The organism is Jannaschia helgolandensis, from assembly GCF_900109285.1.
Lineage (GTDB): Bacteria > Pseudomonadota > Alphaproteobacteria > Rhodobacterales > Rhodobacteraceae > Jannaschia > Jannaschia helgolandensis.
Map to the genome: position 1 here is coordinate 51,772 of NZ_FNZQ01000004.1, position 16,017 is coordinate 67,788.

Consider the following 16,017-nt stretch of genomic DNA (forward strand, 5'->3'; position numbering starts at 1 on the left):
GAAGCAACGGGCGCGGTGCCTATTCGGCCGCGTCCGTCTCACTCCGAACGGTGTCTCCCTTCCGGGCACCCCAGATCCGCAACTGCCGCGCCGCGCGGTGGCCCGCCGCACTCGGGTGCAGCCATTCACTGGGGTCCTGCCCCACGCGCCGCAGTCTGCGCGACAGGAATACCGGTCCGAACCCGCCCCAGTTGCCCGCCGACGGCGCGGTCGCGTCGGTCGGAAGACCATCCTGCCAGCCGCCGGGCAGGTCCAGACCGACACGCTCCAGTTCCGACAGCAGCCAGACCAGTGGAACATTTGCCAGGGGCCGGGCTGTCGTTCGCCCGTTCAACTGCCCACCGACATCGCCATGTGTGCCGCGAAACCAGACCTGCTCCACACTGGCCGTCCGGTTGCCCCGCGTGCGCCAGCGGTCCAGCGCATAGGCATTGCGGTTTTCATCCAACGCCATGGCGTGAAACCCGTATTCGACCGATTGCCCAAGACGATGCGACCGAAAGGCATGGACCTTGGGAAACAGACGCCACAGGATCGGCCAGCGGATACCCACCGCCTGCACCGTATCCAGCACACCGACGGCGGTGATCCCGGCCCGTGTATGGCAATACTGCGCCGCGAAGCTGCGCGCGCCCGGATGGATGGGGTCGTCGCGATAATGGCCATAGGCCTGCAGCACCAGATCGTCGCTGGCATGTTCGGGCCGCAGCAGGCCGATGCGGTCGATCAGGCCCGCCAGCGCCCGCACCGCATAGGCGCCCCGCGAATACCCCAGCAGAAAAATACGATCACCGGGGCGATAGCGTTCGGCCAGAAACTGATAGGCGCGCCTGATCTGGTGGTTGATGCCGACGCCGGCCATCACTTCGGGTAAATTGCGCCATCCGCGCCATTCGATCCCCGGTTCGTAATAGAGGCAATGCGCACCCTGCCTTGCCAACAAGCGATAGGTCAGTCCGATCGACGTCTCGGTTCCCGGTTGCAACGACGAAAACGTCCCGTCGATCAGAACCACATGCGTCTGCGCGCGCGCGACATTGCGGGTGATCCCCGCCCTGTCACGCCCGAACAGGCGAGTGATGAAGTTACTCAGCGGCAATCGAACCCTTTGCTTGTTGCAGCATCGACCAGACACGCGATGGCGTGAACGGCATGTCGACCCGGCGCAGCCCCAGGTCCCACAGGGCGTCCAGCGCGGCATTGCCGACGGCGGCCATCGCGCCCACCGTCCCCGCCTCGCCGCAGCCCTTCATGCCCAGCACATTGGCCGTCGACGGTACCGGCTCGGAATGGAAGGCGATCATCGGCACCTGCACGGCGCGCGGCATGCCGTAATCCATGAACGACGCGGTCAGAAGCTGCCCGGTTTCGTCATAGACGACGTGTTCACTGACCGCCTGACCGATGCCCTGCACGACACCGCCATGCACCTGACCTTCGGCCAGCATCGGGTTCATCAGGTTACCGAAATCGTCGACCACGGTGTATTTCACCACCTCCAGATGGCCGGTATCGCCGTCGATTTCCACTTCGCACAGATGCGCGCCGTTGGGGAAGCTGCGCCCCGGCAGAGTCGCGGTCTCGCGGGTTTTCAGAAGCTCCGTCTCACCTGCTTCCCGCGCGGCGGCGGCGGCCTCCAGTACGGTCATCACCGTGTTCGATCCGGCGGCGCGGAAGCCGCCGTCTTCGAAGTCGACCGCCTCCACATCCATCAGACCGGCGACGAAAGGCGTGAACTTCTCGATCACCCTGGCCGTCGTCGCGCGGTTCGCGGTGCCCTGCGTCGTAACCGACCGTGACCCGCCGGTGCCGCCGCCCGTGGCGATGCGGTCGCTGTCACCCTGCACGATATCGATCAGGTCGGGCGAGATGCCCAGATCGGTTGACAGGAATTGCCGATACACCGTCTCGTGCCCCTGCCCGTTCGATTGCGTGCCCACGTAAAGCGTCACGCGGCCGTCATCGGTAAACTCGATTTCGGCGCTCTCGCTCGGGTCACCCAAGATGCTCTCGATATAATAGCACAGGCCCAGCCCGCGCAGCTTGCCATGTGTGGCGCTCTCCTCGCGCCGCGCGTCGAACCCGGCCACGTCCGCCTCGCGCATGGCGCGGTTCAGCACACGGGGGAAATCGCCCACGTCATAGGTCTCGCCCATCGCGCTCTCGTAGGGGAACTGATCGGGCTGGATGAAGCACTTGCGCCGCAATTCGAACCGGTCCACCCCCAACTCTCTGGCGGCGAAATCCATCGCACGTTCCAGCACATAGATTGCCTCGGGCCGCCCCGCCCCGCGATAGGCGTCGACCTGCGTGGTATTGGTGAAGATGCCGCGGGACGTCATGAAACAGGCCTGCACGTCATAGCAGCCCGGCATCACCTTACTGAACAGTTCCGACTGGATATGCTGCGCATAGCCCGAATTATAGGCCCCCATGTTGGCCACGTTGTCCATCCGGTAGGCGATCAACCTGTTGTCGGCGTCGAACCCCAGCCTGGCGCGGCAGATCAGGTCGCGGCCCGCATTGTCCGACAGCATCGCCTCGGACCGGTCGCCCATCCAGCGGACCGGTTGGCCCAATTCGCGCGCCGCATGCGCCACCAGCACCGTCTCGGGATAATTCATCCCCTTCATGCCAAATCCGCCGCCCACATCGGGGTTGGTCACGCGCACCGACGACTTGTCGATGCCAAACGACTTGGCCAGCTGATCCTTCATGCCCCAGACACCCTGCCCGTTCACGCAGACGTGCAGCCGGTCGTCCTCCACCTCGGCCCAGGATCCGCGCGGTTCCATCGACGCACAGATGATGCGGTTGTCGTCGACCGTCAGGTCCACGACCCGCGCCGCCTTGGCCAGGGCCGCGTCGCACGCCGCCTCGTCGCCCTTGGCATAGTCATAGACGACGTTGTCCGGGGCCTCGGGGTGGATCGTCGGGCCGCCATCGGCCACGTCCATCTTGACGTCCAGCTCCTCGAAGTCGATTTCGATGGCCTCCGCCGCATCGCGCGCCTGCTGCAGCGTCTCGGCCACGACCATCGCGATGCCCTCGCCCACGAACCGCACACGGTCCCTGGCCAGCAACGGCCGCTGCGGGTCCGCCGCCCGCGATCCGTCGCGATTCTTCGCCACCGCCGTCGGAAGGTTATTCACGACGCCTGCCGCCTCGACGCTTTCGGCCGTCAGCACGGCGCGCACACCGTCCATTGTCTCGGCTTCGGACACGTCCAGCGAAGTGATATCCGCATGCGCCACGGGCGAACGCAAGACATAGGCATGCAGCGCCCCTGCGGGCGCGGTATCGTCAACGTAAGCGCCCTGTCCGGTCAAAAACCGGGGATCTTCAGTGCGTCGTGTCGATTGGCTCAGGCCAAACTTGTCCATGGATGTCTCCGAACGGAATGAAGGTGCTGATGCGGACACTAGCGGCCCGCGTCCCATAGTCCAGCCATGCACCTCCCCCCAGTCCACCTTCCCCTTCGCCTGCCGTCGCGCTAGGACCGGGGCAACAGAACATGAGGCCCGAAATGGACAAGACATTCGACGCGAAATCCGCCGAAGCGCGGATCAGCAAGGACTGGATCGACGGTGGATATTTCCGCGCAGGGGCCAATGCATCGCGTCCCGAGACGTTCAGCATCGTCATCCCGCCGCCCAATGTCACCGGCAGCCTGCACATGGGCCATGCCTTCAACAACACCTTGCAGGACATCTTGACGCGCTGGCACCGGATGCGCGGCTTCGACACCCTGTGGCAGCCGGGAACCGATCATGCCGGTATCGCCACCCAGATGGTGACCGAACGCGACATGGCCGCGAACGGTGAGCCGTCGCGACAGGAGATGGGGCGCGACGCCTTCCTGGAGCGGGTCTGGCAACAAAAGACGCAATCGCGCGGCACCATCATCAGTCAGCTTCAGCGCCTCGGCGCGTCCTGCGACTGGACCCGCGAAGCCTTTACCATGGGTGGCGCACCGGGCGATCCCGATGTCAGGCCGGGCAGCCAGAATTTCCACGATGCCGTCATCAAGGTCTTCGTCGATATGTACGACAACGGCCTGATCTATCGCGGCAAACGTCTGGTAAACTGGGACCCGCGCTTCGAGACGGCGATTTCCGATCTGGAAGTCGAGAATATCGAGACGCCGGGCCACATGTGGCACTTCAAATACCCGCTCGCCGATGGCGAGACCTATGAGTATACCGAACGTGATGAAAATGGTGAAATCCTGTTCACCGAAGTTCGCGACTATATTTCCATTGCCACGACGCGCCCCGAAACCATGCTTGGCGACGGCGCGGTTGCAGTACATCCGACGGATGAACGCTATGCCTCCATCGTCGGCAAACTCTGCGAAATCCCGGTCGGGCCGAAGGATCAACGCCGCCTGATCCCTATCATCACCGACGAATACCCCGACAAGGACTTTGGCTCGGGCGCGGTCAAGATCACCGGCGCGCATGATTTCAACGACTACGCCGTGGCCAAACGCGGCAATATCCCGTGTTTCCGCCTGATGGACACCAGCGCCGCGATGCGCGACGACGGCGCGCCTTACGCCGAGGAGGCAGCAAAGGCCAAGGCCATCCGCGACGGCGAGGAAATGTCCGAAGCCGAGATCGACGCCATCAACCTCGTGCCCGACGCCTATCGCGGGCTGGACAGGTTCGAGGCGCGCAAACGCGTGGTCGAGGATATCACCGCAGAAGGGCTGGCCGTCATGGTCCCCGAAAGCGACCCCCGCCTGGGGCGCAAGTCCGCCTCCTCCGCCGCGCTTGCCGATGGACAGGCCGGGGCCCCGACCGACAGCTTCGAGGAAGGCGGCATACCGCCCGAACTGGCTCTGGTTCCGCTGGTCGAATCCAAGACGATCATGCAGCCCTATGGCGACCGCTCCAAGGTCGTGATCGAGCCGATGCTGACCGATCAGTGGTTCGTCGACACCGCGAAAATCGTGCAGCCCGCCATCGACGCTGTGCGGGACGGGACCGTCCGTATCCTGCCCAAGGGTGACGAGAAAGTGTATTTCCACTGGCTGGAGAACATTGAGCCGTGGTGCATTTCCCGGCAACTCTGGTGGGGGCATCAGGTGCCGGTCTGGTACACGCTCGACCCCGATGGTGATGCGGATTGGCTGCCGATTTGCGCGACGTCCGAGGCAGCGGCGCTGGAGCAACTTCGCCTGATCCACGGCGAAGACGCCGACATACGTTTCGTCGAGGATGAGTCCGCCGCGCTCGACGTGATCCGCGACGATCTTGCCGGTCTGAACACCCGAACCGAAGGCAAAATCCGTCAGCCGCAGAGTCCGCAGACGATACCGGCCTTCCGGGACCCGGATGTCCTCGACACCTGGTTTTCTTCCAGCCTGTGGCCGTTGGGTACGTTGGGATGGCCCGAAGACACACCCGAGCTCGACAAATACTTCCCGACGTCCGTCCTTGTCACCGGCTTCGATATCCTGTTTTTCTGGGTCGCCCGGATGATGATGATGCAGCTGGCCGTCACCGACCAATCCAGGCCCGTCGCAGACCGCATTCCTTTCAAAGACGTTTACGTGCATGCGCTTGTGCGGGACGCCAAGGGTGTGAAAATGTCGAAAAGTCTCGGCAATGTCGTCGACCCGCTGGAACTGATCGACGAATTCGGGGCCGACGCCGTGCGTTTCACCCTGTCCTCCATGGCCTCGATGGGTCGGGAGCTGAAACTGTCGACGGCACGCGTCACCGGCTATCGCAATTTCTCGACCAAGCTGTGGAACGCGGTCCGGTTTGCCGGAATGTATGACGTGGAATTTGCGTTAACCAGCGGTGCGGACTTACCCCAAAACGTGAACATGACGGTCAACCGCTGGATCATCGGCGAAACTGTGCGTGTCCGCGAAGACGTCGATGCCGCCCTTGCCGCATACCGGTTCGACGATGCCTCCAGCGCGCTCTACAAGTTCGTCTGGAACGTGGTCTGCGACTGGTATGTCGAATTCTCCAAGCCTGTGTTGCAGGGCGAAGCCTCTGACGAAAAAGCGGAAACGCAGACCGTCATGGGGTGGGTTCTGAACAACTGCATGACCCTGCTGCACCCGTTCATGCCTTTCGTGACCGAGGAATTGTGGCGCGTCACCGGTCACGACGGCATGCTGGTCCATGGCACATGGCCTGAGAACGTCACCTCGAAAGTCATTGATACCGCTTCAGAAACAGAAATCCGCTGGGCCATCGCCTTTATCGAGGCAGTGCGTTCTGCACGCGCGCAGATGAACGTCCCGGCCGGAGCCTACGTCCCGGTGGTTGCGGTCGATTGGGATGATACAGCAAGAAAGTCCTATGAAACCAATGCGGTGATGATTTCTGCCTTGGCCCGGATCGAAGGCCTGACCGAAGGCGCGGCCCCGAAGGGATCGATCGCCGTGACCGCCATGGGCAGCCGCTTTGCCTTGCCGTTGGACGGCATCATCGACGTTGCAGCGGAACGGGCGCGACTGGATAAGTTATTGGCCAAGCTCGATAAGGAAATCAAAGGCATAGAGGGTAGAGTTAACAATCCGAAATTCGCCGGATCCGCCCCGCCCGTGGTGGTGGAGGAGACCAGGGCCAACCTTGCCGAACGACAGTCGGAACGGGACGCGGTGCAGACCGCGCTCTACAGTCTGGCGGAGCTGGGCTGAGGCTCGGGATGACCTTCAATATCATGACCGTCGGTCAGCGCGGCCGCCTGACCCACGAAGCCTGCCTCTTCGCCGCGACCCTGCGCCACAACGCGCCGGGCTGGGACGGAAGGCTGATCGTGGCCGAGCCGCAGCCGGGCGATCGCTGGTCAGACGACCCGCGCATACCGGCCGGGCCGCAGCGTGATCTTCTGGAGTCGCTGGGCGCTGAGATCGTGCCATTCGAGAGCCGGCATTTCGGAAGCTATTATCCCAACGGCAACAAGATCGAAGGTCTGGTAACATTGCCTGACGGGCCGTTCATGTTCTTCGATACGGATACTGTGATCACAAGTGACATCTCGACGCTTGATATTGATTTCTCGCGTCCTGCCGCCAGCATGAAGCGCGAGGGGACCTGGCCTGAAATCGAGATTTACGGGCCTGGTTACAACGATATATGGGGCGTTCTTCATGCAAGACGTGGCGGACGGCTGGCAGATACGCTGGATCTGAACTGGCCTGACGAATACTGGCAGCGCTATCTCTATTTCAATGCGGGGTGGTTCTTCGGACAACATCCGGACGCGTTTCGCAGAGCCTTTTTGGACGCCGCCCTGATGATCCGTGACGACCCGCCCGACGAGGTCGCCTGTCAGGTGCTGGATCCCTGGCTGGATCAGGCCGCGCTCCCCCTGGCGATTCACGAGTTGGGCGGCGGGCGACCCGGTGACAAGGGCGGGATCGACGATGGCCTGCTGGATGGCAGCCACAGCTTTCATTACCGCTTTCTGCCGTTGATGTACGCGACCGCGCCAGACCATGTGATCACAGCGGTCCAGGCGGCGACGGCCCCCAACCCGGTCAAGAAAGTTCTCAAGGACTACGAACCGTTCAAGCGGTTCCTGTATCAGCCCAAGGGCGGCAAGGCGCGGGCGCTGTTCGACCGCAGCGACCTGCCCCGCAAGGAACAGGCAATCCGCAACCGGCTGAAGCGCGAAGGTCTCTGGCTTCGTTGAAGCGACTGCGGGCTAAAGGTCCGACAGGGCGTTGGTTGCAAGCCAGTCGCGGGCCCGGCAGGCCGCTGCCTGATAGATCGGGCGATCGCGCTGACCCGCCGCATGGTCCCAGTCGCGCATACTTTCAGGCAGGGTTTCGTCGGCAAGCAACGCGCAGCGCTCGGGCGTCAGGTCGAAGCGTGGATCGTCAGAGGCAAGAACCGCCAGCCCTTCGTTCAGCCAGGCCGGCATATCGCCGGTCAGCAGCCGCCAGGACGACACCCGCGATGCCAGCGCCGCATGGCTGAGTTCATGGGCGATAATCGCCCGGCGCAGGTCCGCGGCCTCGGTGCTCAGCCGGGAATGCAGAATCAGAAGATACTGATCGTAGGCCTGTGCATAGGGTCCGACGCCGCCAAGCGACCCGTCGCACCCGGTATCGCCACAGATGAGGATGCGGGGCCGTTCAGTCGCGCCGCCCCACCACTCTTCGATTCTGGTTTCGGCCCAGTCGAGTTCGTTCAATACCTCAACGGGGTCGCGCGCGCCGGGCTGCATCCAGACGCGCGGCGCGATCTCGCGGAACCCGTGCGCGCCGGGCAACAGCACGGTGCGCGGAAACGAGAAGCTGGCAAGGACCAGCACCGGCAGGGCAAGGGCAATCACGCGGATGGGACGCATCAGAAGTTCGACAGGCTCGAGTTGGCGGCGGCCGAGAAACGGTCCAGCACCGCATCCCATAGGTCCGCCGTCCGGGTCGTGTCGGTATCCTGGGTCAAGGTCAAGCGTGACCCCCCGTCCTGGGGCGTGAAAACGACGGTCACGACAGAGCCGTCCACCGTCTCCAGCCGCCAGTCCAGTTGCAGGTAGCCGGGCGCACGCGCCGTGATGACCGTGGCCCAAATGCCGCGTGATCCGTCAAACAGCACCTCTTGCAGATGGCCACCGGGGCGCGCGTCCAGGGTAACGATCTGCGGCAGCGCACCACCGGATTGCGCCGACAGCGACACGCGGGCGACGGGCCACCAGATCGACAGGTCGTCGCAAAACAGGGCCCATGCCTCGGACGGTGTCAGGCGGGTTGTCAGGCTGCGGCGCAGGGTGCCGTCCGCGGTATCGGTCACGGCACTATCCGGTTGAGCATCGGCCGGATCGGTCCGCAGACTGCCCAGCCAATCGCCCAGCGGGCCAGCGCCGCCCGGCACCAATGCATAGAGATTTCGCGTCCCCTGTGCCCGAACCGACACCAGCCCCGCGTCCAGAAGAACCTTCAGATGCTGCGATACGGCGGGACGGGAAACCGGAAGATCGTCGGCAATGCGACCGACCGGCTGGGGTCCGCGCCGCAGACGGTCCAATACGGCGCGGCGCGTCGGGTCGGCCAGCGCGGTCAGGATTGTCTCGTAACTCATGTCCGATCCTATTCACCGCACGGCTGCGCGGGTCAATCGCGTCGGTCTGACAATGCCTTGCGCGGCGCATCCCCGCCCGTGATCGTCGGAACCCTGCCCACGGCCCGATCCCGGCCGATCCCGGTTGCCGCAGAAGGCCGATCCCGGTTGTCGCAGAAGTAAGACAGGTTGGACAGATCGGCTTGAAGGCCCCGCCCCCCGCGCATAGGTTCCTGCCAAGCCCGCCCGCGACAGTCGTGGAGGCGGTGGCAGAAGGGGCAGTGCCATGATCGACCCGGTCGATAATTTTCAGAACAATCTCGTGCCGATGGTGGTCGAGCAGACCAGTCGCGGTGAGCGGGCGTACGATATCTTCAGCCGTCTGCTGAAAGAGCGGATCATCTTCGTGAACGGCCCGGTCCACGATGGCATGAGCCAGCTTGTCGTGGCGCAATTGCTGCATCTGGAGGCGGAGAACCCGTCGAAGGAAATCAGCATGTATATCAATTCGCCCGGTGGCGTCGTGACCTCCGGCCTGTCGATCTACGACACGATGCAATACATCCGCCCCGCCGTCAGCACGCTGGTCGTCGGTCAGGCCGCTTCGATGGGATCGGTCCTGTCGGCGGCAGGCGAAAAGGGTCTGCGCTTCTCGCTGCCCAACAGCCGGATCATGGTTCACCAGCCTTCGGGCGGATATCAGGGTCAGGCAACCGATATCATGATCCATGCGCGCGAGACCGAAAAGATCCGCAAGCAGCTGTATGACATCTACGTCAAGCACACCGGCCAGACCTATGAAGAGGTCGAGCGGGCGCTGGAGCGGGACAATTTCATGTCGCCGCAGGAAGCCAAGGACTGGGGTCACATCGACGAGATCGTCGAAAACCGGGGCGACGCGAAACCCGACGAGAAACCGACGACCAAGAAGTGACACGGTGGGGTTTCCCAGACGACGGGCCGCGAAACGCTATTCGCGGCCCGATCCATGCCCACTCGGGGTGCGGAACAGGTTAACGTGAAGGCCACCGACGAACAGGGATTTTGCCGCCGATTTTGCCATTGTGGCCCCCGGACGATCCGCCTAGGCTTTGGGTCAGATATTCGGAATTCATGAGCGGCGGGGTGCGCCCCGCTGTCGGCGGCCACAGGCAAGGCGGCACGACGAGGAGGCTAATATGGCCAACACTTCCACTTCAGGTGACGGTAAAAATACGCTGTATTGCAGCTTTTGCGGCAAGTCACAGCACGAGGTTCGCAAGCTGATTGCGGGTCCGACGGTGTTCATCTGCGACGAATGCGTCGAACTGTGCATGGATATCATCCGCGAGGAGACCAAGGCCGCGGGCCTGAAATCCTCCGAAGGGACGCCGACGCCGCGCGAAATCTGCCAGGTGCTGGACGACTATGTGATCGGTCAGGAACATGCCAAGCGTGTGTTGTCGGTCGCTGTCCACAATCACTACAAGCGCCTTGATAATGCCGGGAAATCCGACATCGAGTTGGCCAAGTCCAACATTATGCTGATCGGCCCCACCGGCTGCGGCAAGACGCTGCTGGCGCAGACGCTGGCGCGGATTCTGGATGTGCCGTTCACCATGGCCGACGCGACCACGCTGACCGAAGCGGGTTACGTGGGCGAAGACGTCGAGAACATCATCCTCAAGCTGTTGCAGGCGTCCGAATACAACGTCGAGCGGGCACAGCGCGGCATCGTCTATATCGACGAGGTCGACAAGATCACCCGCAAGTCCGACAACCCGTCGATCACCCGCGACGTATCGGGCGAAGGCGTGCAGCAGGCCCTGTTGAAGATCATGGAAGGCACCGTCGCCTCCGTACCGCCGCAGGGCGGGCGCAAGCATCCGCAGCAGGAATTCCTGCAGGTCGACACGACGAACATCCTGTTCGTCTGCGGCGGGGCCTTTGCCGGTCTCGACAAGATCATCGCGCAGCGCGGCAAGGCGTCCAGCATGGGCTTCGGTGCCGACGTGAAGGCCCCTGACGAAAAGACCGTGGGTGAATACTTCAAGGATCTGGAGCCGGAAGACCTGTTGAAATTCGGCCTGATCCCGGAATTTGTCGGACGTCTGCCGGTTATCGCGACGCTGACCGATCTGGATCTGGAGGCGCTGGTGACGATCCTGACGCAGCCGAAGAACGCGCTGGTCAAACAGTATCAGCGCCTGTTCGATCTGGAGGGCGTGGCCCTGACCTTTACCGATGATGCGTTGCAGGCCATCGGCAAGCGCGCCATCGAACGCAAGACCGGCGCGCGCGGGTTGCGGTCGATCATGGAAGATATCCTGCTCGACACGATGTTCGAACTGCCCGGCATGGATACGGTCGAGGAAGTCGTCGTGAACGAGGAGGCCGTCCGCCGCGAGGTCAAGCCGCTGCTGATCCACTCCGACAAGAAGGTGGAGGAACCGGCCTCGGCCGGGTGATCCTATCGCTATCGTATCGACGCGCCGCCCCCCTGGGGCGGCGTTTCGGTTTGCGCGGCATCGCTTCTCTTTCTCTCGTCATCCATCCGCGGCATTGCGCCCGTCAGAACGTGGCGCCATGACCGCCATCAGCCTGGGCCCGGAGAGCAGGTTCACCCCGGCTGACCGCATGCCGGAAACCGACAGGCCACATGACCCCACGCCGCGGCGGGTCGGTTCAGTCTGAAGATGCGAGCCCCCGACATATTGGCCACGATTCCGCAAGATATGGTGGGCTGAACACAGCAGGCTTCACAGGTTTGGGAATATGCGCTAGGGTCCCGTCAAGGCAGGTCCGATCAACGAACCGCCATCGGCAGTAAACAGTCTTGGGGCAGATGACAGTGCGACAGGCATTTCACGGGGCGCTTGCCTCCAGAACCATCCGATTCACATCATCCGTCGCGCTGATCGCCCTGATCGCGGGCTGCCAGTCCGCGCTCAATGGCGGCAGCGATGCGACCCGTGCGGCCCCGGCCTTTGACAGCGTCCAGCTGATCGAACGCGACGTCGAGGCGCCCGAAGTCTTCAAGGCACAGGATCGCGCGCTCTGGGATGGACGACCCAGTCTTGGCGGCGTCTGGGTCGCGGCTCCTGGTGTGCGTGACCCGGAGCGGGTCATCATCCGCAATTCCGACAATGGCAAATTTGTCATAGGCGCTTTGTTCAAGCGTGAACGGGACAACCCCGGCCCGGCTCTGCAACTGTCGTCCGATGCGGCCGCCGCGCTTGGCATCATCGCCGGGGCCCCCACGATCATCGACGTCGTCGCCCTGCGCCGGGAAGAAGTGTCCGAGCCGGTCGCCGCCCCCGCCGCCAGTGCCCCGCTGACCGAGACCGAAACCGTGCCGTTGACCGAAGAAACGGTCCAGACTGCCGTCGTTCCCGCCACACCGCACCCCGATGCCATCGCCGCAGCCGCAACGGCCATCGACACTGACGAACCCGATACCATGGCTGTAATCGGGTCCGAAGGCGCAGAGGTGTCCGTCGCCGCATCCGTCGAACAACCTGCGCGCCGCCGCAATGTCTTCCAGCGCCTGTTCGGCCGCAAGACACCCGCCAGCACCCCCCTGTCCGCTGCACCGTCAGACCCGTCGACCACAGCATTGTCAGACGCCGGGCCCGCCGCTTCCAGCGCGATCAGCCCCACCGTGACCGCCACCTCGCTGGATGCACCGCCGGTGCGAACCGCTTCCGCCGCACCGGCACCCGCGCGCAGCACAGGCCTTGACCGGGCCTATGTCCAGATCGGCATCTTCTCGGTCGAGGAAAACGCCCGCAACACGGCGACGTCGCTGTCCACTGCCGGGGTCGTGCCGACGGTGCTGGAACAGGAAAGCCAGGGCCGCCGATTCTGGCGTGTCGTGGTCGGACCCTCGACAACCGCATCGGACCGGGCGGCGGTTATCCGCAAGGCCAAGGGGCTTGGCTTCACCGATGCTTTTGCTGTCGGCGGCTAACATCCTATATCGACCGAAGACTATTCCCAATATCCGGAGAACCCTGCCCATGCTCCGCCCTCTGATCGCGGCCCTGCTACTGTCCACTTTCACTTTCGCCAGCAGTGCGCTGGCACAGGAATTCGCGACCCAGGCCGGGGCCGCCGTCGTCGTAGACCACAATACCGGACAGATCCTGCTGTCGAAGAACGCCGACGTGCCTTTGCCGCCCGCATCCATGTCCAAATTGATGACCCTGAACATGACGTTCGAGGCACTGGCCAGTGGCCAGCTGACGTTGGAAACGGAACTTCCGGTCTCGCAGGAAGCGGCCAGCTATGGCGGATCGACGATGTTTCTGGACCCGCGCGACCGCGTATCGGTCGAGGATCTGATCCGCGGTGTCGTGGTCCTGTCGGGCAACGACGCCAGCGCCGTTCTGGCCGAAGCCCTGTCGCCGGACGGGACCGAGGCCGGGTTCGGAAGGATGATGACCGAACGCGCGCGCGAATTGGGCATGGTCAATTCGGTGTTCCGCAATTCGAACGGCTGGCCCGCACCGGGGCACGTCATGTCGATGAACGACCTGGCGATTCTGGCTGAACGTCTGATTACCGAATTTCCTGTATATTACAAATACTTCGCCGAAACCGAGTTCGCCTTCGACGGTCGATCGCCCTCCAACCGTTATAATCGCAACCCCTTGCTGCGGCTGAACATCGGGGCCGATGGCCTGAAAACGGGACACACGCAGGAAGCGGGCTTCGGCCTTGTCGGCAGCGCCGTTCAGGGTGACCGCCGCGTGACTTTCGTAATCTCGGGCCTGGACTCCGAGGCGGCACGCGCCGAGGAAAGCGAACGCATCGTCAACTGGGCGTTCCGCCAGTTCGCCGAAGTCGAGCTTCTGGCCGATCAGAAAGCAATACTGCAGGCCGATGTTTTCATGGGCGAAGCTGAGACTGTCGACCTGATCCCGGAAAATGCGGTGACACTGTTGCTGCCGGTCACGGGCCGCAAGGCGGTGACAGGCGAAATCACTTACGACGGCCCGATCAAGGCTCCGGTCACGGCGGGAACGCGACTGGGTACGCTGACCCTGTCGCATCCGGGTGTGCCACCGGTCGAGGTGCCGCTGATCGCGGCAGCCGACGTGGAGCGGGCCGGACCCATGCGCCGGCTCGAGATCGCGGGCGGGCGCGTCGCAGGCGATCTGCTGGGATCGGCGATGGAACGATTCCAGTAAAGGGTCCGTTCTCCGTGGTCGTTTTCTCCCTTGGCACGAATACCTGCCGAGCCAAGAAAAGCGGCGGCATCGCCTATCGTCTTTTCCCTTTGAACGGGGCCTGCTAGGCCGATTTCATGTTTATTTCGTTCGAAGGCATCGACGGGTCAGGCAAGTCGACGCAAGCGCGGCGGCTGGCCGATTTTCTGCGCGCACGCGGCCACGATGTCGTCCTGACGCGGGAGCCGGGCGGTTCCGACGGGGCCGAGGCCATCCGCCGCCTGCTGGTCGAAGGCGATCCTGATCGCTGGTCACCCGAGACGGAGCTTCTGCTGTTCAATGCGGCGCGGCGCGATCATCTGGAGCGGTTGATCCTTCCCGTGCTGGATCGCGGTGCCTGGGTCGTATCCGACAGGTTTGCGGATTCGACGCGCGTCTATCAGGGCGCGACGCGCGGCGATCTGCGCGAACTGGTCGATGCGCTGCACGGGTTGGTCATCCGGCGCGAACCGGACCTGACCGTCGTGATCGACATGGACCCCGAAGTCGCACTGTCGCGCGGGTTGGCACGCGGATCTGGCGAAGATCGGTTCGAGGATTTCGGCCTGCCGTTCCAGCAGAAATTGCGCGCCGGATTCCTGGCGCTGGCCGGTGATTTCCCCGATCGCATCCGCATCGTCGACGGCATGGCCGGGGCGGACGAGGTCGCACGCCGGGTCGAGGCCCTGGTGTGAGCGACATTCCCGAAGCCGACCGCTCGGGCGAGGCGCCGCATCCGCGCGAAACGACGCAATTATTCGGTCAATCTGCGGCGGAAGCTGAGTTTCTGGACGCCTGGAATACGGGGCGTCTGCACCATGGCTGGCTGTTGACCGGGGCGAACGGCGTTGGCAAGGCGACGCTGGCGTGGCGTATCGCCCGGTTTCTGCTGACAGACCCGCCCGCGCAGGCCGACACGCTGGACGCCCCTCCGGGCCACGCCGCCCTGCCCCGTATCCGCGCTCTGTCCGAGCCGTCTCTGATGCTGATCCGGCGTCCCTGGGACGAGAAGGCGAAGAAGCTGAAGACGCAGATCACCGTCGATGAAGTCCGCCGCCTCGGCAGCTTCTTCGGCCTGTCCGCCGGGGGGCGCCGCGTCGTGATCGTGGACCCGGCGGACGAGTTGAACCCCTCGGCGGCCAATGCGATCCTGAAACTGCTGGAGGAGCCGCCTGCGAAAGCCACGCTGCTGCTGATTTCGCACCGACCCGCCCGGCTGTTGCCGACGATCCGGTCGCGGTGCCGGGTGCTGCGACTGGCCCCACTGGAGCCGGATGCACTGGAGGCCGCAGTCGTGCAGGCCGGGGGTCACCCCGCCGCCGCCAACCCGTTGGCCGAAGGATCGGTCGGCGCGGCGCTGGAATTGGCCGATGGGGGTGCCGACACCTACGAGGCACTGGTCAACCTGTTGTCCAAACCGCAGATGGACCGCGCCCGCGCCCGCGCCATGGCCGATGCCTGCGCGGGCAAGGCAGGCGCGGCACGCCTGGATGCGACCGTCACCGCCATCGCCCGCCTGCTGCACCGCGCCGCGCGCACCGGTCTGCTGGGCCCGCCCCCGGATGCGCCAGACGCCGAAGTCCGCACCCTGACGCGGCTGGCCCCGCACGACGCCGCCGCCCGCGTCTGGGCGAGATTGGCGCAGGACATCGGCGACCGCGTGGCCCATGCGCGTGCCGTCAACGTCGACCCCGCCGCAATCGTCTGGGACGCACTTGCCCGGATCGACGCGCAGGCACGACAGATCTGACCGCGCGCGCCCTTGAGTCCGGACCGCCCGTGGCCTAATCCGCGCG

12 protein-coding genes are annotated in these 16,017 nt (G+C 64.0%); 8 read left to right on the top strand and 4 right to left on the bottom strand.

All coding sequences use genetic code 11. The annotated features are described in order from the left end of the window. Positions 1-19 precede the first annotated feature (19 nt). Positions 20-1,099, bottom strand: a complete 1,080-nt coding sequence (locus tag BMY38_RS11030; RefSeq protein WP_092762804.1) for a T6SS phospholipase effector Tle1-like catalytic domain-containing protein — start codon at positions 1,097-1,099, stop codon at positions 20-22. Beyond that, positions 1,086-3,383: a xanthine dehydrogenase family protein molybdopterin-binding subunit gene (locus BMY38_RS11035; RefSeq protein ID WP_092762805.1), complete on the bottom strand. Its 2,298-nt coding sequence runs from the start codon at positions 3,381-3,383 to the stop codon at positions 1,086-1,088. The genes BMY38_RS11030 and BMY38_RS11035 overlap by 14 nt, the downstream gene beginning before the upstream one ends. Positions 3,384-3,526: 143 nt before the next feature. Here BMY38_RS11035 and BMY38_RS11040 point away from each other — a divergent pair, with 143 nt between their 5' ends. After that, positions 3,527-6,664: a valine--tRNA ligase gene (locus tag BMY38_RS11040; protein ID WP_092762807.1), complete on the top strand. Its 3,138-nt coding sequence runs from the start codon at positions 3,527-3,529 to the stop codon at positions 6,662-6,664. 8 nt (positions 6,665-6,672) lie between these two features. After that, complete coding sequence (locus BMY38_RS11045; RefSeq protein ID WP_092762809.1) at positions 6,673-7,662, top strand: GT-B fold glycosyltransferase domain-containing protein; 990 nt, start codon at positions 6,673-6,675, stop codon at positions 7,660-7,662. A gap of 12 nt (positions 7,663-7,674) precedes the next feature. Here BMY38_RS11045 and BMY38_RS11050 read toward each other — a convergent pair whose 3' ends face one another. Beyond that, positions 7,675-8,322 (bottom strand): hypothetical protein, encoded by a 648-nt coding sequence (locus BMY38_RS11050; RefSeq protein WP_139204700.1) that lies wholly within the window; start codon positions 8,320-8,322, stop codon positions 7,675-7,677. Beyond that, complete coding sequence (locus tag BMY38_RS11055) at positions 8,322-9,053, bottom strand: ArsR/SmtB family transcription factor (RefSeq protein ID WP_092762813.1); 732 nt, start codon at positions 9,051-9,053, stop codon at positions 8,322-8,324. Before BMY38_RS11055 ends, BMY38_RS11050 begins: the two co-directional genes overlap by 1 nt. Positions 9,054-9,318: 265 nt before the next feature. Between BMY38_RS11055 and BMY38_RS11060 the strand changes: the two genes are divergently transcribed. From BMY38_RS11060 to BMY38_RS11090, 6 genes are all read left to right on the top strand, one after another. Next, positions 9,319-9,966, top strand: coding sequence for an ATP-dependent Clp protease proteolytic subunit (locus tag BMY38_RS11060; protein ID WP_092762814.1), 648 nt, complete (start codon positions 9,319-9,321; stop codon positions 9,964-9,966). Positions 9,967-10,210: 244 nt separating this feature from the next. Further along, complete coding sequence (clpX, locus tag BMY38_RS11065; RefSeq protein WP_092762816.1) at positions 10,211-11,479, top strand: ATP-dependent Clp protease ATP-binding subunit ClpX; 1,269 nt, start codon at positions 10,211-10,213, stop codon at positions 11,477-11,479. 377 nt (positions 11,480-11,856) lie between these two features. After that, positions 11,857-12,981, top strand: coding sequence for an SPOR domain-containing protein (locus BMY38_RS18415; protein ID WP_425431632.1), 1,125 nt, complete (start codon positions 11,857-11,859; stop codon positions 12,979-12,981). Positions 12,982-13,030: 49 nt separating this feature from the next. Beyond that, entirely contained in the window at positions 13,031-14,203 is a 1,173-nt protein-coding gene (locus BMY38_RS11080) for a D-alanyl-D-alanine carboxypeptidase family protein (RefSeq protein ID WP_092762818.1), read from the top strand. Positions 14,204-14,319: 116 nt separating this feature from the next. Next, positions 14,320-14,916, top strand: a complete 597-nt coding sequence (gene tmk, locus BMY38_RS11085) for a dTMP kinase (protein WP_092762820.1) — start codon at positions 14,320-14,322, stop codon at positions 14,914-14,916. Next, on the top strand, positions 14,913-15,971 hold the full coding sequence (locus BMY38_RS11090; protein WP_092762822.1) for a DNA polymerase III subunit delta': 1,059 nt from the start codon (positions 14,913-14,915) through the stop codon (positions 15,969-15,971). The genes tmk and BMY38_RS11090 overlap by 4 nt, the downstream gene beginning before the upstream one ends. Positions 15,972-16,017 lie beyond the last annotated feature (46 nt).